This is a genomic window from Roseovarius sp., assembly GCF_965277045.1.
Lineage (GTDB): Bacteria > Pseudomonadota > Alphaproteobacteria > Rhodobacterales > Rhodobacteraceae > Roseovarius.
Genome location: NZ_OZ255712.1, coordinates 1,205,570 through 1,226,854 on the forward strand (window position 1 = coordinate 1,205,570; position 21,285 = coordinate 1,226,854).

The following is a 21,285-nucleotide window of genomic DNA, read 5'->3' on the forward strand; positions in this document are numbered from 1 at the left end:
GACGGCCCGGGCGCACCGGAATGTGTTTTGACGGCGCATCGCGCGGCGCCTATAGGAGGGCGATCTTGAAAGGACCCGTATCTTGCTGAGACCCATCACCACATTCCTGGGCACGATCTTCAGTCTCGTGACGCTTGTCGTCGTGGTGATCGCGCTGTCGATCGGGGCGGTGTTTCACATTTACGGCAAGGACCTTCCGAGCCACGAGAGCCTGGCGAATTACACCCCGCCGACGATCAGCCGAATCTATTCGGGCGAGGGGCGGATCATCGACGAGTTCAGCCGCGAGCGGCGGCTGTTCACGCCCGCCGAGGATATCCCCGACCTGGTGAAGCAGGCCTTCATCTCGGCCGAGGACAAGAATTTCTACAGCCATGGCGGCTATGACGCGCGCGGGATCGCTGCCGCGGTGGTCGAGGCGGTGCGCTCGCGCGGGCAGAACGTGCGCGGGGCGTCGACCATCACGCAACAGGTGATGAAGAACTTCCTGCTGTCGGGCGACCGGCGGATCGAGCGCAAGATCAAGGAGATCATCCTGGCCACGCGGATCGAGGAGACGCTGAGCAAGGAAGATATCCTCGAGCTTTACATGAACGAGATCTTCCTCGGCCAGAATTCCTATGGCGTGACGGCGGCGGCGCAGACCTATTTCAACAAGCCCCTGCGAGAGCTGGCGCCGCACGAGGCGGCGTTCCTGGCGTCGATGCCGAAGGCGCCCTCGGATTACCATCCGGTGCGCGAAGCAGAGCGGCTGAAGAAGCGGCGCGACTTCGTGCTGAAGGAAATGCATGAGAACGGGTATATCGACGAGGCCAGTTACGAGACCGAGGTGGCGATGCCGCTTCGTTCGGTTCAGAACGGCGATTTCGAGCCGTTCTCGGCACAATTGCCGCCCCGCGATTATTTCACCGACGAGATCCGCCGCCAGTTGAGCCAGGATTTCGGCGAAGGCGAGTTTTTCTCTGGCGGTCTGGCGGTGCGCGCGACGATCGACCGGGAGTTGCAGAATATCGCGGCCGAAGCCCTGCGCGAACAGCTTGAGGTCTATGACCGGGGTACGGGCCGTTGGCGCGGCACCGGCAAGACGCTGCCGGCCGAGGCGCTGGAAAGCGAAGAGGCGTGGCGCGCGGCGCTGGCCGAGACACGGGTCGCGCGTGATATCGTGCTGGATGGCACCTGGTATCCGGCGGTGATCCTGGAGATCGGGGACCAGCGGATGCGCCTTGGCATCGAGGGGGTCGAGGAAACCGAGGCCGAGTCTCATGTGGTGCCGCGCGAGGACATCGCCTGGCTGCCCGGCAATTTCCAGGAAACCTTCGAACGGGGCGAGGTCGTGCACGTGCGGCGCATGACCGCCGACAGCGACGGCAGCTTCATCCGCTGGACATTGCGGCAGGTGCCCCAGGTGCAGGGCGGGTTCGTGGCGATGGACGTCAACACCGGCCGCGTGCTGGCGATGCAGGGCGGGTTTTCCTATCAGCACTCGGTGTTCAACCGCGCAACGCAGGCCAAGCGCCAGCCCGGCTCGAGCTTCAAGCCGTTCGTCTACGCCTCCGCGCTGGACAGCGGCTATACGCCCGCCACCATCGTGGTGGACGCGCCGATCGAGATCAACACGCCGCAGGGGCTGTGGCGGCCCAAGAACTCGTCGAACAAGTTCTACGGGCCCACGCCGCTGCGGACCGGCATCGAGCAGTCCCGGAACCTGATGACGGTCCGCCTGGCCGAAGAGGTCGGCATGGAAACCGTGGCGAGCTATGCCGAGAAATTCGGCGTCTACGACAACATGAAGCCGTTCCTGGCCAACGCATTGGGGTCCGAGGAAACCACGCTTTACAAGATGGTGGCGGCCTATTCGATGTTCGCCAATGGCGGTGAGCGGGTGCAGCCGACACTGGTGGACCGGGTGCAGGACCGCTATGGCCGCACGGTGTATCGCCATGACGCGCGGGATTGCACCGATTGTGGCGATCCGGGGATCCCGCGGTCGCGCAGCCCGCGCATCGTGTCCAACCGCGAGCGGGTCATGGACCCGGTGACGGCCTATCAGCTGACGTCGATGATGAAAGGCGTGGTCGACCGGGGGACGGCCCGCGGTGCGATCAACCTTCCGGTGCCGATTGCCGGCAAGACCGGCACCACCAACGACGCGCGCGACGTGTGGTTCGTGGGCTTTTCGTCCACGATCGCGGCGGGCTGTTACATCGGCTATGACCAGCCGCGCGGCATGGGGCGGAGCGCTTATGGCTCGTCGATGTGCGGCCCGGTATTCCAGGCGTTCATGGAAAAGGCGATCCAGAAATACGGCGGCTCAGAGTTCAAGGTCCCCGAGGGCTGCGACTTCATCAACATTGACCGGTATACCGGCTCGCGCCTGCCCGACGGCGCGTCGGGCCCCAACGTCGTGTCGGAATGTTTCCGCGAGGGCGAAGACCCGCTGTTCGGGATCATGTTCGATGGCGGCTACGCGATGGGCGGCGATTTCGACCTGTTCCAGGCCGGCGAGACCGAGCAGGTGCGCGAGGTCACGACCTCGACCGGGAACAAGGCGCAGGTGGGACAGAAATCCAGCTTTGGCAACATGAGCTCGGGCGGCCTTTATTGAGGTCCGCCCCGGCCCGGGCCGGAGCGGTCTCGCATGATCTTGTCCGTCGCCGAGGGCCTTGATATCACCAAGCCCTGAGCAGACCGAGGACATCGCCACAATGCGCGCCGAGATACAGACACTTGTTGCCGAAATCGAAACCTCGCTGGAGCTTTTGCGCCAGCGGTTGGGGTGGGAAACCGCGCAACACCGGCTGGAGGAGTTCAACGCGCGGGTCGAGGACCCCAACCTGTGGGACGACCCGACGAAGGCGCAGGCGCTGATGCGCGAGCGGCAGGCGCTGGTCGATGCCATCGAGACGCATGACTCCATCAAGGCGGAGCTGGAGGACCAGACCGGCCTGATTGAATTGGGCGAGATGGAAGACGACAACGAGGTCGTGTCCGAGGCCGAGGAGGCGCTGCGGCGGCTGGCCAAGAGGGCAGCGGCGAAGGAGCTGGAAGCGCTCTTGAACGGCGAGGCCGACAGCAACGACACGTTTCTGGAAATCAACGCGGGCGCGGGCGGCACGGAAAGCTGCGACTGGGCCAATATGCTGGCGCGGATGTATGTGCGATGGGCCGAGCAGCATGGCTACACGGTCGAGCTGCAATCCGAGACGCCGGGCGACGAGGCCGGGATCAAGTCGGCGGCCTACAAGATCAGCGGGCACAATGCCTATGGCTGGCTGAAATCGGAGTCGGGCGTGCACCGGCTGGTGCGGATATCGCCCTATGATTCGGCGGCCAAGAGGCACACATCGTTCAGTTCGGTCTGGGTCTATCCGGTGGTCGACGACAATATCGAGATCGAGGTCAACCCCAACGACATCCGCATCGACACATACCGCAGTTCCGGCGCGGGCGGTCAGCACGTGAACAAGACCGACTCGGCGGTGCGGATCACGCACCATCCCACGGGCATCGTGGTGACCAGTTCGGAAAAGTCGCAGCATCAGAACCGCGATATCGCCATGAAAGCGCTTAAATCGCGGCTGTACCAGCTGGAGCTGGACAAGCGGAATGCCGACATCAACGCCGCGCACGAGGCCAAGGGCGACGCGGGCTGGGGCAACCAGATCCGGTCTTACGTGCTGCAACCCTACCAGATGGTGAAGGACCTGCGCACCGGGCACGAGACCAGCGACACCAAGGGGGTACTGGACGGGGATCTGGACCCGTTCATGGCCGCCACGCTGGCGCTGGATGTCTCGGGCAAGTCGCGGGCCGAGGCGCAGGGCGAGGATGTCTAGGGCGATTGCCGCAGCGGGCCTCGTGACGATGCTGGCCGCGGGCGGCGCTTGGGCCGATGACGCCTCTGTGCGGGCCTACCTGTCGGAAAATGGTTGCGCCGTCGGACCGCAGGCGCGCATGGCGCAGGAGATGCCGACGCCGGAGTTTCACGCCACTTTGACAACCTATGCCGAGGCGGCGCTGGCGCGGGGCGAGGCAGAGAGGCACGGCGACTGGATCGTGCTGGGGCCCGAGATCTGCACCATTCAGCCGCCGAAGATCGACACCAGCTATGACATCGCCTCGCCGGTGGTTCAGCGCGGGATCGGGGCGGTCGATGCCCATGCGGAGTTCGAGGAATACGGCTGTTTCATCGTCGGCGAGGACATGCAGCAGGCGCTTGTGCAGCAGGAAGGCTTGACCCGCGACGCGGCGGCGGTCGCCTATTACAGGATCATCGCCGAGGGCGTGCGGTCGGGTCGTGTCAGCTTTTTCTCCGACGATCCGCTGCGCACGCCGATGGGGTTTCAGGTGCTGACGGGGGCCTGTGCGGACGTGCCGAGAATCGACGCCATCCGGCGCAGCCAGGCGCTGATGCTGGAACATTTCGACACGCTGGTGCGCGACAATGCCAGCCGCGTGACGTGTGACGCCAATGGCGCGCCGGTCACCGTCGAGGTTGGGCAGACCCTGGCGGATGTCACGGAAGGTGAAGCGGTCAACGCCTGGACGACGATGGACATGATGATGTTGGCCATCGGCGCAGGCTGGATCGAGGGCATCAACGCAACCGAGCGCGGCACGCCGCGTCCACCGATCTGTTCCCATGTCGAGTGATCCGCTGACACTGACCGCCGCGGACCAGGCGCGCGCGATTCTCGAGGGGCGGCTGCGCGTGGTCGACCTGATGGCGGCGACACTGGACCGGATAGAGGCCGTGAACGGCCCGCTCAATGCCATCGTGTCGCTGCGTGAGCGTGAGACGTTGCTGAGCGAGGCGCGTGCGGCGGACAAGGCCGAGGCGAAGGGTCCATTGCACGGTTTGCCGCTCGCGGTCAAGGATCTGGCCGATGCGGCGGGCTTGCCCACGAGCCATGGCTCGCCGGCGTTTGCCGGGCAGATCGCCGCCGGAGACAGCCCGCATATCGCACCGCTGCGCGCGGCGGGGGCGATTGTCATTGGCAAGACCAACACGCCGGAATTCGGGTTGGGCAGTCACACCTACAACCCGGTGCACGGTGTCACTTCGAACCCCTATGACCTGACGCGCAGTTGCGGCGGGTCTTCGGGCGGCGCGGCGGTGGCGCTGGCGGCGGGAATGCTGTCGATCGCGGATGGCTCGGACATGATGGGCAGCCTGCGCAACCCGGCGGGGTGGACCAACGTCTACGGGATGCGCCCTAGCTGGGGCCGGGTGCCGGGTGGGGCGGAGGGCGATGTCTTTTTGCATCGGTTGGCCACCAACGGGCCGATGGCGCGCTGCCCCGGCGACCTTGCGTTGCAGCTGGACGTGATGTCGGTGCCGCAAAAGGGTGGCCTGCGGGGGCCGGATTTTGCGCCGGTCGGCGCGTTGCGCGGCGAGGCGGCAGGCCTGCGCGTGGCCTGGCTGGCGGACTGGAACGGCGCGTTGCCGTTCGAGGACGGTATCCTGCCGCTGTGCGAGGCGGCGCTGGATGTGCTGGGGCAGGAGGGCTGCGCCGTGGACAGCCCCGCCGCGCCATTTTCCCGCGAGGCGCTGTGGCAGTCCTGGACCGCCCTGCGCAGCTGGGCCATCGCGTCGGACAAGTCGCCGATGTACGAGGATGAAGCGCTGCGCCGTCATCTCAAGCCCGAGGCGATCTGGGAGATCGAGCAGGGCCGCGCGCTGTCGGCGCTGGACGTGCACGCGGCGAGTGTGCTGCGCTCCGACTGGCTGCGCGCCGCCGACGCGTTTTTCGAACGGTTTGACGTCATCGCATTGCCCACGGCGCAGGTCTGGCCGTTCGACAAGACGCTGGACTGGCCGAAGGCAATCGCCGGGCAGGGTATGGACACCTATCATCGCTGGATGGAGGTGGTGGTGCCCGCGAGCCTGCTGGGGCTGCCCGCCGTTGCGGTGCCCGCCGGGTTCGGGCCGCAGGGCCTGCCGATGGGGCTGCAGCTGATCGGGCGGCACGGCGATGATGCACGGCTGCTTGAGCTGGCCGAGGCCTACCACCGCGCCACACGCTGGCCAGAGACGCGGCCGCCGACACTGTAGGAATTGCAAACCCAAATTCGGCTTTGCCGACGCGCGGGCAGGCTGTAGGCTTGTCGCCCGAGGGAGGATGCCATGGGCGAAAGGGAACAGCACGCGCGGCCGCTGGGTGTGCCGGAGCTTGGCGACGTCCGGCTGGACATGCTGGGCACGGCCTTGCGCCGGGGCCTTCGGGACATGCGTCGAGCGCCCGGCTACGCTGTTCTTTTCGCGGGCGTCTACGTGGCCATCGGCTGGGGAATGATCTGGATTACCTGGGTCACGGGACAGACCTATTGGCTGGTTTTCGCGGCGGTGGGATTTCCACTGATCGGTCCCTTCGCGGCGGTCGGTCTGTACGAGGTCAGTCACCGGCTGGAGACCGGCACGCCACTGGTGGCGAAGGACATCATGGGCGTGATCTTTGACCAGAGGCATCGGCAGTTGCCGTCGATCTGCGCCGTGGTGATCGTGGTGTTCCTGTTCTGGTTCTTCCTGGCGCATATGATCTTTGCGCTGTTCCTGGGCTATTCGACCATGACCAACGTCTCGACGTCCTACGACATCTACCTGACGAACGAGGGGCTGACGATGCTGGCCGTGGGAAGTGCCGTGGGCGCGGCCTTTGCGCTGTTGCTGTTTTCCATGACGGTGGTGGCGCTGCCGCTGCTGCTGGACCGCGAGGTGGATTTCGTGACCGCGATGATCACCAGCATCCAGACCGTGGCCGGCAACCCGGTGCCGATGCTGTGCTGGGCCGCGGTGGTGGCGGTGCTGACCTTCGTGGCGCTGGTCCCGGCCTTTCTGGGTCTATTTCTGGTCCTGCCGCTTCTGGGCCATGCCACATGGCACCTGTACCGGCAGATCGTGGTGGCAGGTGAGGACATACTCTTCGCAGAGGCAAGCGATGACCGAGGCGGTGCGACAGCCACCTGACCTCAGGCTTTTTCCTCGGTCTTGGCGCGGTCCCAGAGGGCATCCATTTCGGCCAGGTCCGACTCCTGCGGCGTCTTGCCGTCTTCGGCCAGCAACGCCTCGATCCGTTCGAACCGGCGGGTGAACTTGGCGTTGGCGCGGCGCAGGGCCTGTTCGGGATCGACCTGCATGTGGCGCGCAAGGTTGGCCATGACAAACAGCAGATCGCCGAATTCCTCCTCGACCTCGTCGGGGCCAAGCGTGTCGGCAGCCTCTTGCAGCTCCTGCGCTTCCTCGGTGATCTTGTCGAGAACATGCGCGGCATCGGGCCAGTCGAAGCCCACCCGCGCCGCGCGTTTCTGAAGCTTGACCGCGCGCAGAAGCGCGGGCAGGCCGACCGCGACGCCATCCAGAACGCCGGTCTGGGCCTTGGCTGCGCGTTCGGCCGCCTTGACGGTTTCCCAGTCGCGGGTCTGTTGCTCGGCGGACTTGTCGCGGCTTTCATCGCCAAAGACGTGGGGATGACGGGCGACCATCTTGTCGGCGATGCCATTGGCCACGTCGTCGAAATCGAACAGCCCCTTGTCGTCGGCGATCTGGGCGTGGAACACGGCCTGGAACAGCAGGTCCCCCAGCTCATCGCGCAGCTCGGACCACTGGCCGCGCTCGATGGCGTCGGCGACCTCGTAGGCCTCTTCGATGGTGTAGGGGGCGATGGTGCCGAAATCCTGTTCGATGTCCCACGGGCAGCCGGTGTCGGGGTCGCGCAGCGCGCGCATGATCGCGCGAAGCCGGGGCATCCCGCCCTTGGGGTCATGGATCAGGTCATCGGGCATTGCACCCTCCTTCGTTCTGGCGTTGAGTGGACCCTGACCGCAGAGCAAAGAGGAGTCCAGACGCTTGGCCATCATCAACCGGATCGCGGGGTTCGCAGACGACATGACGGCGTGGCGCAGGCATCTGCACCAGCGTCCCGAGCTTGGGTTCGACTGCTTCGAGACCGCGGCCTTTGTGGTGGAGCGGCTGCGGGAGTTCGGCATCAGCGAGATCGAGACCGGGATTGCCCGGACCGGCGTTGTGGCGGTGATCGAGGGTCAGGGGCCTGGGCCGACCATCGGGCTGCGCGCCGACATGGACGCGTTGCCGATTCAGGAGACGTCAGGTGTGCCATACGCCTCGGAAACGCCGGGGGCGATGCACGCCTGCGGGCATGACGGGCACACGACAATGCTGCTCGGCGCGGCGCGATACCTGGCGGAGACGCGCAACTTCAAAGGCCGTGTCGCGCTGATCTTCCAGCCCAGCGAAGAGGCCGGGCCGGGCGGCGGGCGGATCATGGTCGAGGAAGGCATCATGGAGCGGTTCGGCATAGACCAGGTCTACGCGCTGCACACCATGCCGGGCGATGCCGAGGGACGGTTCTGCACGACGCCGGGGCCGATCATGGCGGCGGTGGACACGTTTCACATCGACATCACCGGGCAGGGCGGGCACGGCGCCTTTCCACACCACACGCGCGATCCGGTCGTGGCGGCGGCGGGGATGGTGCAGGCGATCCAGACCATCGTCAGCCGCAACCATCATGCCTTGCAGGATCTGGTCGTCTCGGTGACGCAGATCCACACCGGCAGCGCCGAGAATATCGTGCCCGAGACGGCCTATGTGAACGGCACGATCCGCACCTTCGCGCCGGAGGTGCAGCAGATGGTGCACACACGGTTGCAAGAGATCATCGCGGGGCAGGCGGCCTCTTACGGGGTCGAGGCGACCTTGCGGATCGAGACGGGCTATCCGGCGACGGTGAATCATGCCGACCAGACGGCCTTTGCCGCCGAGGTGGCGGGCGAGGTGTCGGGCGCCGACATGGTGCAGACGGACCGGCAGCGCGAGATGGGGGCGGAGGATTTCGCCTTCATGCTGAACGCGCGGCCGGGGGCCTACCTGTTCCTGGGACAGGGCGAGGGACCGGCGCTGCATCACCCGGGTTTCGATTTCAACGACGCGGTGGCGCCGGTCGGCGCGTCGTTCTTTGCCCGGCTGGTGGAGCGGGCGCAACCGTTGAACGAATAACGAAGGAGGGCGCACAGATGGCGCTTGAGGATGCGAAGAAACAGGTGGACCAGGCGTTCACGCGGGACGACCTGCGCGGGCTGTCGTTCGAGAACGCCTTCGGGGGCGCGCCATCCTTTTTGCGGCGGAAATACAGCAAGGAATTGAGCGGCGTGGACGTGGCCATCACCGGCATTCCGTTCGACCAGGCGGTGACCAATCGCACCGGCACGCGGCTGGGGCCGCGGGCGGTGCGCGAGGCGTCGAGCCTGCAACCTTTCGATCCGCCCATCTATTGGGACGGCTACAGCCCGTTGGAGGCGCTGGCGATTGTCGATTACGGTGACATGGCGTTCGATTATGCCAAGGTGTCGGAGTTTCCCGCCGCCTTGACCGAACATATTCGCGGCATCCTGAAGGGCGGCGCGGCCAGCATTGCGATCGGCGGCGATCACTATATCTCTTTCCCGATCTTGCGGGCCTATGCCGAGAAATATGGGCCTCTGTCCCTGCTGCATTTCGATGCGCATTCCGACACCTGGGCGGACGACGACATGGAGCGGATCGACCACGGCACCATGTTCTACAAGGCCGTGAAGGAAGGGCTGGTGGACCCCGCACGCTCGATCCAGGTGGGGATCCGCACGGTGAACGAGGATAACCTGGGCGTGCCGACCCTGACCGCACGCGAGGTGCACGAGATGGGGCCTGCCGCCGTGGCCGCGCGTATCCGCGAGGTTTTGGGCGACGCGCCGACCTACATGACCTTCGATATCGACTGTCTGGACCCCGCCTTTGCACCGGGGACGGGCACGCCGGTCTGGGGCGGGCTGGCCAGCTGGCAGGCCGCCGCGATCCTGCGCGATATTGCGGGTATCAACCTTGTGGGCGGGGACATGGTCGAGGTGTCGCCGCCCTTCGACACCACCGGGGCCACGGCCATTGCGGGCGCGCATGTGGTGATGGAGATGCTGTGCCTCTGGGGCTGGGCGCGAAAGGATATCGGCTCTTCTGCTCGCTCTGAAGAAAAGAAACAGTGCCCTGAATGCGGTCATATCTTCAGAGGCAATGGTTGGGATGGTATCGACGCGCATTGGCGTTCCAAGCACGAGGAAATCATGCCCTACGAGGAGGCATGGCCGCTGCTCAAAAACGGAACTTATACAAAGTCTCGCTAGGCGTTATTTGCCCTTCCGACATTGGAAAGGCGTAAGATCAAGACGGGGATACATGAAAACTCTAGTGATAATCATTTGTGCATTCATCCTAGTCGTCGCGGCCTTTGCCGCTTACGTTCGGCTAGCTCCGGTTAATCCGGCGAAATGGCACGATTTGCCGAGCGGACTGACGTCCGGCGACGGTCGGAGCAGCGCCGTGCGCGTTGTCTCGGACGATGGCGATACGCTGGCACGGTTGGACACGATCATTCGCGACACGTCGCGTACCACAGTTCTGGCGGGTTCGGTCGACGAGGGGATGATCACATATGTCACCCGCTCGGCTCTGTGGGGGTTTCCCGATTACACGACGGTCGCGCATCGGGACGGGCGGATCGTGCTTTACGGCAGGGCGCGGTTCGGCAAGTCGGACCTCGGCGTCAACGCCAAGCGGCTGGACGGCTGGCTGGCGCAGCTATGAGCTGAGGCATCCGTCGGACACCTTGCGCCACATCGGCACGTTCAGCGACATCTGGCATTGCGCCATGAAGCTGCGGCCGTCGACCTGCATGCAGATCGTCTCGCCCATCTCGACCCGTGTCCCGGATTTGTCGGTGCAGTAGCATTCGACGGTTTTTCCCTGCGCCGAGGCCAGCACGGGTGCGAGGGCGAACAGAAGGATGAAAATCCGTTTCATGACCTTATGCTAGCACGGCTTGGCGACTTGACCAAGCGCGAGGAATAGGCAACACCGCGCGGATGGTGCCTTTGGACAAACTTCGCGAGATCACGCAGCGGTTCGAGTATATCGAGGCGCAGATGTCGGCCGGGACGGGCGATATCGCGCGGCTGGGCCGGGAATACGCCGAACTGCGCCCGGTGGTCGCGGAGATCCGCGCTTATAACGAGGTGCTGGACGGGATCGAGAGTGCCAGCGCCATGCTGGACGACCCCGAGATGAAAGAGCTTGCCTCCGACGAACTGGACACGCTGGAGGCGCAGCGCCCTGCGCTGGAGGAACGGCTGCAACTGGCGCTTCTGCCGCGCGACAAGGCCGATGCGCGGCCGGCCATCATCGAGATCCGCCCCGGCACAGGCGGCGAGGAGGCGGCGCTGTTCGCGGGCGATCTGCTGCGCATGTACCAGCGCTATGCCGAGGCGCGGGGCTGGAAGCTTGAGATCATCGAGTTCAGCGAGACCGAGCTGGGCGGGGTGAAGGAGGTCGTGGCCAACATCAAGGGCGAGGGCGTCTTTGCACGGCTGAAGTTCGAATCCGGCGTGCACCGGGTGCAGCGCGTGCCGGAAACGGAATCGGGCGGGCGCATCCACACCTCTGCCGCCACGGTGGCCGTGCTGCCCGAGGCCGAGGACGTGGATATCCAGATTGACCCCAACGACCTGCGGATCGACACGATGCGCAGCTCCGGCGCGGGTGGCCAGCACGTGAACACCACCGATTCCGCCGTGCGGATCACGCATATCCCCACCGGCATCGTCGTCACCAGTTCCGAGAAATCCCAGCACCGCAACCGCGAGATCGCGATGCAGGTGCTGAAAACGCGCCTCTTCGACATGGAACGCCAGAAGATGCATGACGAGCGCTCGGCCAGCCGCGCTGCGCAGGTTGGCTCGGGCGACAGGTCCGAGCGCATCCGCACGTACAACTTTCCGCAGGGGCGCATGACCGATCACCGGATCAACCTGACGCTCTATAAGCTGGACCAGGTGATGCAGGGCGACCTGGACGAAGTGATCGACGCGCTGACCGCCGATGCGCAGGCGGCGCTCCTCGCGGAGATGGAAGGGTGAGCCAGACGGTTGCCGACCTTGTGCGCCACGCCGGGGTCGTGTTGAAGGCCGCAGGCATCGAGGACGCGCCGCGCGAGGCGCGCAGCCTCGTGGCCCTTGCCCTTGAGACACAGGCCGACCGGATCAGCGTGATGGCACGGGACGCAGCGCCGGCCGCTGCCATGGCGCGACTGGAAACCTTGGTTGAGCGCCGCACCGTTGCGCGTGTTCCGTTGACCCACCTGACCGGGTGGCGCGACTTTTACCGTCACCGTTTCGAGGTCAGCAGCGCGGTTCTGGACCCGCGCTCTGACACGGAAACGCTGGTCGAGGCCGCGTTGGAGCAGTCATTCGACCACGTGCTGGACCTTGGGACGGGATCGGGATGTATCCTGCTGTCGCTCTTGTCGGCCCAGCCCGGCGCGGCGGGAGTGGGCACGGATATTTCGCCCGACGCCCTTGCCGTGGCGGACCGCAATGCCCGCAGGTTGAAGCTGGCCGACCGCGTGATGCTCTTGCGCTCGGACTGGTACGAGGCGGTCGAAGGCCGGTTCGATCTCATCGTGTCCAATCCCCCATATATCGCAGTCGACGAAATGAAGGGGCTTGCGCCCGAGCTGTCGCATGAGCCGCGGATTGCGCTGACCGATGAAAGCGACGGCCTTGAGGCTTACCGAAGACTCGTGCCCGGTGCGCCTGCGCATCTGCGCCCGGACGGGCGCCTGTTGGTGGAAATCGGCCACATGCAAGCGGCGGATGTGACCCGGCTGTTCGAAACTGCGGGCTTTCGCGAGGTCGCGGTGATGCGCGATTTAGAGGGGCGCGACCGCGTGGTTGGCGGGAAAATGCCGGCTGGACCCCTCTGAATCGGGCTGTTTTGCATGGTTTTTGCCGAAAATTCGACCTAAGCCCTTGTGAAAACCGTCGCGGCATGTTTACTGGACGTATCACAACGCCGTGGGTCCTTGCGACACCCGTATGTGAATTCAAGCCAGCACATTGATCCGGTCGTCACAGACGCAAGGGGCGTCACCCGGAACAAACAGCGCTTCAAGCAATAGGGCTGACAACCACTTATGAGATCATCGAAGTCACGTTCGCGGAACAAGTCGAACCGCAACCGTTCGCCCCTGGGCAATGTCGTCAACCGCGTGTTCGACAGTTCCGGCCCCGAGGGAAAGGTGCGCGGCACGCCGCAGCAAATCATCGACAAGTACAACCAGCTTGCCCGCGACACGCAATTGGCGGGCGACCGGGTTCTGACCGAAAATTTCCAGCAACACGCCGAACATTACCTGAGGCTTCTGGGCTCGGCCCAGAAGGAGCAGGATCAGAAGCGCGAAGAGCAGGAGCGCCAGAACCGGGAGCGTCAGGCCGAGCGCGACCGCGAACGCGCGCAACGCCAGGAGCGCGAGTCGAACGGCGAGAGCGATACCGGCAACGACGCGTCAACGGATTCCTTGCAAAGCGATTCCTTCGGCGACAGCGGTCTGGTGGAAACGCCGGAAAGCCAGTCGGACGAGAAACCGCAGAAACCCAAGCGCGCCCGCAAGCCTCGCAAGAAGCCGGACAGCGGCAATGAAGGTGGCGGCAACGAAGGTGGCGGCGGCGAGCAGCGCGATAACGGCGGTTCCGAGCCGTCTGCCGCGGCAGAGTAGCCCCCGGGCAGTCTTGGGGCCGCGCGCCCGTTGCCCGGACCGCGTTCGCGATCCGGGGCGTTCCGTGGTTCAGTCGTCAAACGTGCGCGCAAGGGCGCAGAACTGTTCCAGGCCGACGGTTTCGGCCCGGTCGGTGGGCTGGATTCCAGAGGCGATCAGCCGATCCTCGATATCGGGTGCAAGACCCTTCAGCGCCGCCCGCATCATCTTGCGCCGCTGGTTGAAGGCGCGGGCGACGACACGTTCCAGCACCTTGGGGGCGGCCTCGAATCGCGGCGTTTTCCGCGCCTTGATGTGAACGACTGCGCTGGACACTTTCGGTGGCGGAGTGAACGCCCCGGGCGGCAGTTGCAGCACGATCTGCGCGTCGCTGCGCCACTGGGCCAGGACGGCCAGCCGGCCATAGGCCTTGGATCCAGGTTGCGCGACGATACGCTCTGCCACCTCGCGCTGGAACATGAGTGTCAGGCTGTCCCAGAAAGGCGGCCAGGTGGCTGGCGTCAGCCACCGCACCAAAAGCTCGGTTCCCACATTGTAGGGCAGATTGGCCGCGATCTTGATGGGCGGCGTCAACAGAGCGGTCGCGTCGATCTCCAACGCGTCGCCGTTGATGATGTCGAGCCGTCCGGGATAGGCGGCGGCAATATCCTTCAGCGCGGGGATACAGCGCGCGTCCTTCTCGACCGCCAGAACGCGGCGCGCGCCCTCGGCCAGCAATCCGCGGGTCAGCCCGCCCGGGCCCGGGCCGATTTCCAGGACATCGGCGGTGCCGATATCACCGGCCATACGCGCGATCTTGGCTGTCAGGTTGAGATCCAGAAGAAAATTCTGCCCCAACGACTTGCGCGCGGTCAGGCCGTGCGTGGCGATGACCTCGCGCAGGGGGGGCAGCGAGTCGATCGCGCTCATGCGCGGGCGGCGCCCATGCGGGCGGCCAAGCGAACCGCTTCGATCATCGAGGTCGGATTGGCCATGCCCTTTCCGGCGATATCCAGTGCGGTTCCGTGATCGGGCGAGGTGCGTACAAAGGGCAGGCCCAGCGTGACGTTGACGCCCCGGTCGAAATCCAGCGTCTTGATCGGGATGAGCGCCTGGTCGTGATACATGCAGATCGCCGCGTCATAGCCGGTTCTGGCGCCAGCGTGGAACATGGTGTCGGCGCTGAGCGGGCCGCGCAGGTCCATGCCTTCGCCCCGCAGCTTGTCCAGGACGGGTGCGATGATCTCGATGTCTTCGTGCCCCATCTTGCCGCCTTCGCCTGCATGGGGATTGAGCCCCGCAACGGCGATGCGCGGAACCACGATTCCGAAGTCGCGGATCAGACCGGCATGGGTGATGCGGATCGTCTGTTCGAGGCTGTCCGGTGTCAACGCGGCGGGCACCTGAGATAGGGGCATGTGGATGGTGGCTGGCACGACTCGCAGTTGGTCGCTGGCCAGCATCATCACGACATGCTTTGCACCTGCCAGGTCCGCCAGGAACTCGGTATGTCCCGGAAAGGCGAACCCCGCACCGTCCTGAAGCGCCTTCTTGTGGATCGGCGCGGTGCAAAGCGCGCCGACGGCGCCGCGCTGCAGCAGGGTGACCGCCGTCGATATCATCTCGATGACCGAGCGGGCATGGTCGGGATTTGGCTGCCCATGCGTCAAAGGCCCCTCGAAGCGATACGCGAGCACCGGCAGGGCGCTTGTCGCATATTGCGGCGCGTCCTCCGGGGCGTCGATCCGGGTAACCGGCACATCCTTGGGCAGGTGGTCCGGGTCGCCCAGGTAGAGGACCGGCACCTCGTCTTTCAGCGCGTGCCAGGCGCGGGCCGCGATTTCAGGCCCGATGCCCGCAGGTTCGCCGCAGCTTATGGCGACAGGCAGCGCGACGGACCTTGCGGTCATTCCAGTTCGACGATCCGGGCTTCGGCCCGCAATTCCTCGAGATAGGCACTGGCGTAGCTGTCCAGACGGCGGCTTTGAATGAAATTGGTGAGCTGTTCGACGTCGGGCGCCTCGCCGTCGGTCTTGGGCGTCCGGCTGCACAGCATCAGCAGGACCAGCGTCTGACCGCCCGACCGGGTCACCGCGGTCGATATTTCGCCCGGATCCAGCTTTGTCAGCGCCAGACGGATGTCGTCCGGGATTTCGCTTGGTGCCTTGCTGCCGCGTTCCAGCACTTGCTCTGGTTGACCGTGAGCGATGCCGTAGAGGTCATCACAGGTGTCGGTATCGGCGTCGATCCGGGCGGCGCGGGCCAGGGCCTGCTCGGTGCGGCCGCCGTCGATGTAATAGGCGGCATACTCGATTTCCTCGTACTCGCGCGCGGGCTGGTCGGTTTCCTCGATGTCTCGCAGCTGAAACAGCGCGATGGCCCCCTGCAGCGGCAGGGGATCGCTGACCTCGCCCGGGGCAAGGCCCAGCACGACCGGGCGCAGACCTTCAGGCAGATCGTTGATCGCGACCCACTCCATGCGGCCGCCACGGCCGGCGCTCTCAGTGGCCGAGTAACGGCGCGCGGCGGCGGCGAATTCCGCCTCGGTGGTGTACTGGCTGATCTGGTTGGCACGGTCCTGGATCGCTTGCGGGTCGCCGTTGCCCAGCGGCATGATGATCTCTGACAAGAGCACGCGCACGCTGGTCTGGTTGCCGATCGACAGCCGGGCGCGGGCGACGTCGTCTTCGTCGACGTTGATTTGAGGTGCGAACCGCGCGCGTGAGAACTCGCGCCATGTCATCCCGGCTCGGACGAAGTCGCGAAAGCTCGATTCGTCCACGCCCGCCTGTCCCAAGGATGTAATCATCTCTTCGGCGCTCAGGTTGGCGCGGCTGGCGAATTCTTCCATCCCGGCCATCAACTGTTCATCCTCCAGGACGAAACCGGCGTTGGTGGCGGCGTCCAGCTTCAGGCGGTCCTCTATCAGCTGCTCGCGGGCCAGTTTCTGCGGGTTGCCCGGGGCGCGGAACAGCTGAAGCATCCGCGCCCGCTGGGAGACCTCGTAGCGTGTGATGGCCAGGTCGTTGACCTTGATCACGGCCTCGAAGGGATTTTGCTGCGCCTGCGCCGCGCCGGAAAAAGTGCCGGCCGCAATTGCGAATAGCACGAGAAGCGCGGAGGAAATAAAGGAAGGTCTTGGCATCATTGCTCGCATGTCCGGACGTAACTCTTGTCTCTAGTCTTGGTGGTGAAGCCACGAAGCCCCACGGTGAAGCTGATATCGGTCGATGGCACGAGGATAGTGGAAGAGGTGAAACGACGCGAGGCCGAAAGCGAGATATCCACGCACTCGTTGGTGTATGTGACCCCGATCCCGGCGCGGACGGATTCGTCGCTGGCCACGTCGTAACGCCAGTCGGCGCTGCCGGTCCAGTGCCGGGACAGGCGGTAGGACGCGTCGAACGCCCATTCGGAAATATTGTTGGGCCGGGCCTCGGCCACGTCATTGCGCAGCCAGATATAGGTGCCGCCCACCGCGGCGCGGTCGTTGCGCCAGCTTGCCCGCGCCTCGGCCTTGGTCGTGACGAAATCGTCGTCGAAAAGACCGCGCGCGGTGATGGCCAGGCCGTCGTCGGTCTTGAACTGACCCGCGATCAGAAGGTCCGAATAGCGGTCCTGCAAGCCCGAGGAATTGGTAAAGGCAAACCCGCCGGCAGGATCGAGCTGCACCTCGTCGCGGACCACCTGTCCGACGGCGAACGTGCTTTGCCAGCCCTTGTTGCCATAGCGGGTCCAGCTTAGCCCGTAGGCGGAGCTGAAGCCGCGTTCGCGCCGGTCCGGCGCAGTGAAGCGGGATGTGGCGAACAGGTTGCCTTCGTCGAATTCGATCCGCGTGCTTTCGTCATTGGGCACAAAGGGGTTGCTGCCCCCGACCCAGGCCAGTTGCATCACCGGTTCGACGACGTGGGTTGCACCGTTCGAGGTGGTCTTCACAAGCGGCCAGCGCAACTCGACCGAGGCGGAGGGCGTGACTTCGACGGCGTCCGATTGGCTGGTGAGACCGGCCTGGCTTATGTGGAAACTGTCGACCGCCAGGCCCACCTGCGCCGAGGCCAGCACGCCGGGGCCAAGGGTCCAGCTTCGGTGCCAGTCCGCGCTCAGGGTGAAGCGGCCCACGTCACGCCCATCGGAGAAGGGATCGAAATCGGGCCCGTCGATCGCAAGGTCGGACGAGCGATAATGCGCGTGGCTGAGAAAGCCGAGGCGAATCTCTCCGCCCGGCGCATAGGCCAGCTGGATGCGCTTTTCGTATTCGCCGTTCGACACGATTGTGGGCAGGGTCGAATTGCTCTCGCCGGCCCGCAGCGACCGAAACCCGGTCAGTGCCACGCGGATGTATTCGTCGCGCCGGGCGCGCTCGACCGAGATTTCGCTGTCCAGCCGGTCCTTGCCGGAATACCCGTAATCCAGCAGGTAGGTGTCATCATTCACGGCTTCGATGTCGAAGCGCAGGGTGAAATCGCGCGGAAGGGCGAAGGTCCCGCCGGCGAACACGTAGGATTTGAAGCTGCGCCCGCCGATATCATCGTCGCTGAGCGCACCTTCGACCTCGATCAGGCCGTTGCGGAACGCTTGCCTGTAGCGCAATTCCAGGGTGCGGGTTTCGGTCGAGATATAGGGCGTGACGGTCAGGTCCTTGTGATCGCCGATACGGATGAAATATGGCACGCGTGCCCCGAAGCCCAGAAGCGACGAGTTGTTGAGCGTCGGCACCAGAAATCCGGTGGCGCGTTCCAGCGTCGGATCGGGCAGGCGTAGGCGGGGAAGGTAAAAGACCGGCGTGCCCAGCACCTGGAACTGGGCGCCATCAAAATAGAGCTGTCTTTCCTGCTGGTCGTGAACGACCCGGCGCGCGCGCAGTTGCCAAAGCGGTGGACTCTTGGAGTTGCAGACCCGGCACGAGGTGACGGCGGCCTTGTAAAGCTGGTTGTAGCGGCCGTTCACCCGCGCCAGTTCGTTGGCGGCCAGTTGAATCTGGTCGTCCATCACGATCCGGGCTCCGGTCATCAGGCCATTGCGCATCTCGCGGTCCAGTTCCGCACTGTCGGCCAGAACGAACATGGTGCCGTCCGCTTCTTCCAGCGAGATCGGTCCGCTGACACTCAGGGTTTCGGTTGTCCGGTCATAGACGATCCGTGATGCCTTGAGCCTGCGACCGTCGTAGAGCGCCTCGACATTGCCGGTGGCGACTAGTTGCTCGTTTCCGTTGAGGAACACGTCATCGGCCACCAGCACCGCCGGTTGCGCCGACTCCCCGGGCCCGGCCGGCAGCGCGCCGTCGACGCGGCCCTGCGCATCGGCGCCGGCGCCATAGCCGAAGGCAAGTGCAGTCAGCACCGCGCATATGGCCAGCCCGCGCCTCATCCATCCTCCAGGTGCAGCAGGATGCCAGCCGCCAGCATGAAGGACGCCACCGGTGGGGCCCAAGCCGCAAGGTAGACCGGGATCTGTCCGTTTTCGCCAAGGATCTGCGCAAAGTTGCGGATGTAATGCAAGGTAAAGCCCAGCATCACCGCGATCAGCACCGAGACGCCGGTGTTGCTGAGCCGCGCGTGGCGCATCGTGAAGGCGGCAGCGACCATGACGAGCGCCACAAGGAAGAGCGGGCGCGACAGCTCCATCTGGAACCACACGGCATATCTGCGGGCGGAGAATCCGGCCTCTTCCAGCTGATTGATGAACGCGGGAAGGTCCCACAACGAGATGTATTCCGGCTTGCCGAAGCTGTCGATGATGCGGTCCTGCGTGAGGGCAGACGGAAGCTCTAGCTGCGCGATCTCCTCGGCGGACGCCTCGGGGTTCCGGCCTGGCGAAAGATCCCAGATCTTGGCGTTCTTCAGGTCCCACTGGCCGGCCGCGAGGCTGGCCGTCTCGGCCACGATGCGCTGCTCGGGTTCGCCCTCGGGGGAAAAATTGATGAATGTAGCGTCGTAGAGCGTGGTGACGTCGGAACTGGCCCGGGCGGCGTGGATCACGGTCTGGCCCTCGGAACTGCCCTGGCGCAGCCACAGGCCCTCGGACGCGATGGCCAGAACGCTGGTGCCGCCGCCCATATAGGTGTTCACCACGTCGTTGTAGCGTTTCGACGCCGCCGCGACGAGCGGGTTGAGCATGGTGATCGACAAGACCCCGATCAGCGCCGCCACCGTGACGGGCGCGGCCAGGCTGCGCAGGGCCGAGCGGCCCGCGGCCCGCGTCACGACCAGTTCGGACGACCTCGCCAGCCGCAGAAAGAGGGCGACGGCGGACAGGATCACCACCAGCGGCAGGATTTCGTAATTGGCGTGCGGCACGTTGAGCAATACGACGCCAAGCACATCCATGAAGGGCAGGTCGGGAAAGTCCTGAAGCTCGTCCACGAGGTCGATCAAGGCCAGAAGGATGACAAAGACCGATGCGATGGCGACGAAGGTCCACAGGAACTTGCGGGCGAAATAGTAGTGCAGGATCATGCCGCGCCCTCCGCCGGGCCCGAGGGGCCGCGGCGCGGTCCGAACGGCCAGAGGCGCCGGACGAAGCCGGGATGCGCCGCAAGGTAGAGCAGGATCACGGTCAGCCCCGCGCCGATGCCGGTCGGCAGGTAGATCAGGGGCCAGGCGGTTGCGCTCGCAAGGACCGCGCCCGATACGGCGCCCTCGACCATCTTGATCATCACCAGCAAGGTGAAGGCGCCCACGATCTGCCACCAGACGCCGAACCGGCTGTAGGTGCCCACCAGCAGCGTGGCAAACCCGATCAGGGCGGCGACGATGCACATCAGGGCCTGCGCAATACGGCCATGCGCCTCGTAGAGAACCTCGGGAACTGTCGTGCCGGTGATCTCGGCCATCTCGGATGAACGGAAGAGCAGGTCGCCGGTCAGCGCGAAGTCCACCCGGTTCAGGTTCGTGGGATCGCGCGAGATGAGCCTGCTGATATCATAGGAAAAATCGTCGAAATGGGTCGTGAACAGGCGGTTGCCCTCGGCGCGCAGGTTCTGGGCCAGCCCCTCGACCATCACCAGTTTGGTACCGCCGCCTTCCTGAACGAGGTAGGCCTGGGTCGAGGTGTATGTCACCGGCGTCTGCGCGTTGCGCCGGTCGGACAGGAAGACGTCGCGCAGTTCACCTTCGGGTGTGATGTCGCGGATGTAGAAGGTGATTCCGGGGGCCGGGTGCAGGAACTCTCCCTCGGTCAGGAGCTTGGCGGTGATGTTCTGGCTGACCTCGGCTTGGCGCAGGCGCAACTGGCTCAGGCTCTTGGGGATCAGGTAGTGGCTGAGCACCGACATCATGAGCGCGATCAGAATCCCGTAGATCAGCACCGGGCGGATCAGGCGCCAGGGCGAATAGCCGGTCGCCTGCATCACCGTCATCTCCGACTCCGTGGTCATCCGATTGGTGACATAGACCGCCCCGGCGAAGGTCGCGATGGGCAGGACCACGCCGATTACGCCGGGCAGGGTCAGGGCGGTGAACTCGAGGAAGATCCAGGCAGGCTGGCCGTCGCCGATCAGCCGGTCGAACATCCGCACCGCCTTGTTGATCCAGAAGATCGACACCAGCACAAGTGCGAAGAACCCGAACAGCACCATGAATTGCGACAGCATGTACCTGTCGAATCTGGTCACGCTTCCCCCCGCGGTCTAGCAGCATTTCAGGGCAAGTTATGCGATTTGATTGCGGGGGAAAACCGGTAAAGCGACGCGGGCCGGCGGTTTGCGGCC

18 protein-coding genes and 1 pseudogene are annotated in these 21,285 nt (G+C 65.0%); 11 read left to right on the forward strand and 8 right to left on the reverse strand.

Annotation, left to right across the window (positions count from 1 at the left end; all coding sequences use genetic code 11):
• The first annotated feature begins 82 nt into the window (after positions 1-82).
• The 5 genes from ACQY4V_RS05955 to ACQY4V_RS05975 all read left to right on the forward strand — a co-directional run bounded on the left by ACQY4V_RS05955 (position 83) and on the right by ACQY4V_RS05975 (position 6,967).
• The gene (locus tag ACQY4V_RS05955) at positions 83-2,605 is read left to right on the forward strand and encodes a penicillin-binding protein 1A (RefSeq protein ID WP_428515950.1); all 2,523 of its coding nucleotides are present in this window, start codon (positions 83-85) and stop codon (positions 2,603-2,605) included.
• Positions 2,606-2,705: 100 nt separating this feature from the next.
• On the forward strand, positions 2,706-3,836 hold the full coding sequence (gene prfB / locus ACQY4V_RS05960) for a peptide chain release factor 2 (RefSeq protein WP_428515951.1): 1,131 nt from the start codon (positions 2,706-2,708) through the stop codon (positions 3,834-3,836).
• On the forward strand, positions 3,829-4,653 hold the full coding sequence (locus ACQY4V_RS05965) for a hypothetical protein (RefSeq protein ID WP_428515952.1): 825 nt from the start codon (positions 3,829-3,831) through the stop codon (positions 4,651-4,653). The genes prfB and ACQY4V_RS05965 overlap by 8 nt, the downstream gene beginning before the upstream one ends.
• Positions 4,643-6,055 carry an amidase gene (locus ACQY4V_RS05970; RefSeq protein ID WP_428515953.1) on the forward strand — a complete coding sequence of 471 codons (1,413 nt, stop codon included), beginning with the start codon at positions 4,643-4,645 and terminating at the stop codon, positions 6,053-6,055. The genes ACQY4V_RS05965 and ACQY4V_RS05970 overlap by 11 nt, the downstream gene beginning before the upstream one ends.
• Positions 6,056-6,127: 72 nt before the next feature.
• The gene (locus ACQY4V_RS05975) at positions 6,128-6,967 is read left to right on the forward strand and encodes a DUF2189 domain-containing protein (protein WP_428515954.1); all 840 of its coding nucleotides are present in this window, start codon (positions 6,128-6,130) and stop codon (positions 6,965-6,967) included.
• Between the two features lie 2 nt (positions 6,968-6,969).
• Here the strand turns inward: ACQY4V_RS05975 and mazG are convergent, their stop codons facing one another.
• Positions 6,970-7,782, reverse strand: a complete 813-nt coding sequence (mazG, locus tag ACQY4V_RS05980) for a nucleoside triphosphate pyrophosphohydrolase (RefSeq protein ID WP_428515955.1) — start codon at positions 7,780-7,782, stop codon at positions 6,970-6,972.
• 64 nt (positions 7,783-7,846) lie between these two features.
• On the opposite strand from mazG, the gene ACQY4V_RS05985 reads away from it, so the two are divergent.
• From ACQY4V_RS05985 to ACQY4V_RS05995, 3 genes and pseudogenes are all read left to right on the forward strand, one after another.
• Positions 7,847-9,016, forward strand: a complete 1,170-nt coding sequence (locus ACQY4V_RS05985; protein ID WP_428515956.1) for a M20 aminoacylase family protein — start codon at positions 7,847-7,849, stop codon at positions 9,014-9,016.
• 17 nt (positions 9,017-9,033) lie between these two features.
• Positions 9,034-9,984, forward strand: a pseudogene (gene speB, locus ACQY4V_RS05990) (agmatinase); the annotation flags it as partial.
• A 385-nt stretch (positions 9,985-10,369) separates the two neighbouring features.
• A complete protein-coding gene (locus ACQY4V_RS05995; RefSeq protein WP_428515957.1) occupies positions 10,370-10,633 on the forward strand; it encodes a DUF1499 domain-containing protein in 264 nt (87 codons plus the stop codon).
• Here the strand turns inward: ACQY4V_RS05995 and ACQY4V_RS06000 are convergent.
• The gene (locus ACQY4V_RS06000) at positions 10,628-10,849 is read right to left on the reverse strand and encodes a hypothetical protein (protein WP_428515958.1); all 222 of its coding nucleotides are present in this window, start codon (positions 10,847-10,849) and stop codon (positions 10,628-10,630) included. The two genes, ACQY4V_RS05995 and ACQY4V_RS06000, sit on opposite strands and share 6 nt — an antisense overlap.
• 62 nt (positions 10,850-10,911) lie before the next feature.
• Between ACQY4V_RS06000 and prfA the strand changes: the two genes are divergently transcribed.
• The 3 genes from prfA (at position 10,912) to ACQY4V_RS06015 (ending at position 13,598) form a co-directional block, all read left to right on the forward strand.
• Positions 10,912-11,961, forward strand: a complete 1,050-nt coding sequence (prfA, locus tag ACQY4V_RS06005) for a peptide chain release factor 1 (RefSeq protein WP_428515959.1) — start codon at positions 10,912-10,914, stop codon at positions 11,959-11,961.
• Complete coding sequence (gene prmC / locus ACQY4V_RS06010; protein WP_428515960.1) at positions 11,958-12,806, forward strand: peptide chain release factor N(5)-glutamine methyltransferase; 849 nt, start codon at positions 11,958-11,960, stop codon at positions 12,804-12,806. The genes prfA and prmC overlap by 4 nt, the downstream gene beginning before the upstream one ends.
• A gap of 210 nt (positions 12,807-13,016) precedes the next feature.
• The gene (locus ACQY4V_RS06015; protein ID WP_428515961.1) at positions 13,017-13,598 is read left to right on the forward strand and encodes a DUF4167 domain-containing protein; all 582 of its coding nucleotides are present in this window, start codon (positions 13,017-13,019) and stop codon (positions 13,596-13,598) included.
• A gap of 69 nt (positions 13,599-13,667) precedes the next feature.
• Here the strand turns inward: ACQY4V_RS06015 and rsmA are convergent, their stop codons facing one another.
• Genes rsmA through lptF form a run of 6 tightly spaced genes read right to left on the reverse strand, consistent with a single transcriptional unit; the run spans position 13,668 to position 21,168 of the window.
• Positions 13,668-14,507: a 16S rRNA (adenine(1518)-N(6)/adenine(1519)-N(6))-dimethyltransferase RsmA gene (gene rsmA, locus ACQY4V_RS06020; RefSeq protein ID WP_428515962.1), complete on the reverse strand. Its 840-nt coding sequence runs from the start codon at positions 14,505-14,507 to the stop codon at positions 13,668-13,670.
• Positions 14,504-15,487: a 4-hydroxythreonine-4-phosphate dehydrogenase PdxA gene (pdxA, locus tag ACQY4V_RS06025; RefSeq protein WP_428515963.1), complete on the reverse strand. Its 984-nt coding sequence runs from the start codon at positions 15,485-15,487 to the stop codon at positions 14,504-14,506. The genes rsmA and pdxA overlap by 4 nt, the downstream gene beginning before the upstream one ends.
• Positions 15,484-16,686, reverse strand: a complete 1,203-nt coding sequence (locus ACQY4V_RS06030) for a peptidylprolyl isomerase (RefSeq protein WP_428515964.1) — start codon at positions 16,684-16,686, stop codon at positions 15,484-15,486. Before ACQY4V_RS06030 ends, pdxA begins: the two co-directional genes overlap by 4 nt.
• A gap of 35 nt (positions 16,687-16,721) precedes the next feature.
• Positions 16,722-18,944, reverse strand: coding sequence for an LPS-assembly protein LptD (locus ACQY4V_RS06035; protein WP_428515965.1), 2,223 nt, complete (start codon positions 18,942-18,944; stop codon positions 16,722-16,724).
• The gene (lptG, locus tag ACQY4V_RS06040; protein ID WP_428515966.1) at positions 18,941-20,032 is read right to left on the reverse strand and encodes an LPS export ABC transporter permease LptG; all 1,092 of its coding nucleotides are present in this window, start codon (positions 20,030-20,032) and stop codon (positions 18,941-18,943) included. The genes ACQY4V_RS06035 and lptG overlap by 4 nt, the downstream gene beginning before the upstream one ends.
• Complete coding sequence (gene lptF, locus ACQY4V_RS06045) at positions 20,029-21,168, reverse strand: LPS export ABC transporter permease LptF (RefSeq protein ID WP_428517174.1); 1,140 nt, start codon at positions 21,166-21,168, stop codon at positions 20,029-20,031. Before lptF ends, lptG begins: the two co-directional genes overlap by 4 nt.
• Between the last annotated feature and the right edge of the window lie 117 nt (positions 21,169-21,285).

Excerpts from the sequence above, each read along its gene's own strand:
- prfB (WP_428515951.1), top strand. The coding sequence starts at position 2,706 with ATGCGCGCCGAGATACAGACACTTGTTGCCGAAATCGAAACCTCGCTG.
- ACQY4V_RS05965 (WP_428515952.1), top strand. The coding sequence starts at position 3,829 with ATGTCTAGGGCGATTGCCGCAGCGGGCCTCGTGACGATGCTGGCCGCG.
- ACQY4V_RS05970 (WP_428515953.1), top strand. The coding sequence starts at position 4,643 with ATGTCGAGTGATCCGCTGACACTGACCGCCGCGGACCAGGCGCGCGCG.
- ACQY4V_RS05975 (WP_428515954.1), top strand. The coding sequence starts at position 6,128 with ATGGGCGAAAGGGAACAGCACGCGCGGCCGCTGGGTGTGCCGGAGCTT.
- mazG (WP_428515955.1), bottom strand. The coding sequence starts at position 7,782 with ATGCCCGATGACCTGATCCATGACCCCAAGGGCGGGATGCCCCGGCTT.
- ACQY4V_RS06000 (WP_428515958.1), bottom strand. The coding sequence starts at position 10,849 with ATGAAACGGATTTTCATCCTTCTGTTCGCCCTCGCACCCGTGCTGGCC.
- prfA (WP_428515959.1), top strand. The coding sequence starts at position 10,912 with ATGGTGCCTTTGGACAAACTTCGCGAGATCACGCAGCGGTTCGAGTAT.
- ACQY4V_RS06015 (WP_428515961.1), top strand. The coding sequence starts at position 13,017 with ATGAGATCATCGAAGTCACGTTCGCGGAACAAGTCGAACCGCAACCGT.
- rsmA (WP_428515962.1), bottom strand. The coding sequence starts at position 14,507 with ATGAGCGCGATCGACTCGCTGCCCCCCCTGCGCGAGGTCATCGCCACG.
- pdxA (WP_428515963.1), bottom strand. The coding sequence starts at position 15,487 with ATGACCGCAAGGTCCGTCGCGCTGCCTGTCGCCATAAGCTGCGGCGAA.
- ACQY4V_RS06035 (WP_428515965.1), bottom strand. The coding sequence starts at position 18,944 with ATGAGGCGCGGGCTGGCCATATGCGCGGTGCTGACTGCACTTGCCTTC.
- lptG (WP_428515966.1), bottom strand. The coding sequence starts at position 20,032 with ATGATCCTGCACTACTATTTCGCCCGCAAGTTCCTGTGGACCTTCGTC.
- lptF (WP_428517174.1), bottom strand. The coding sequence starts at position 21,168 with ATGCTGTCGCAATTCATGGTGCTGTTCGGGTTCTTCGCACTTGTGCTG.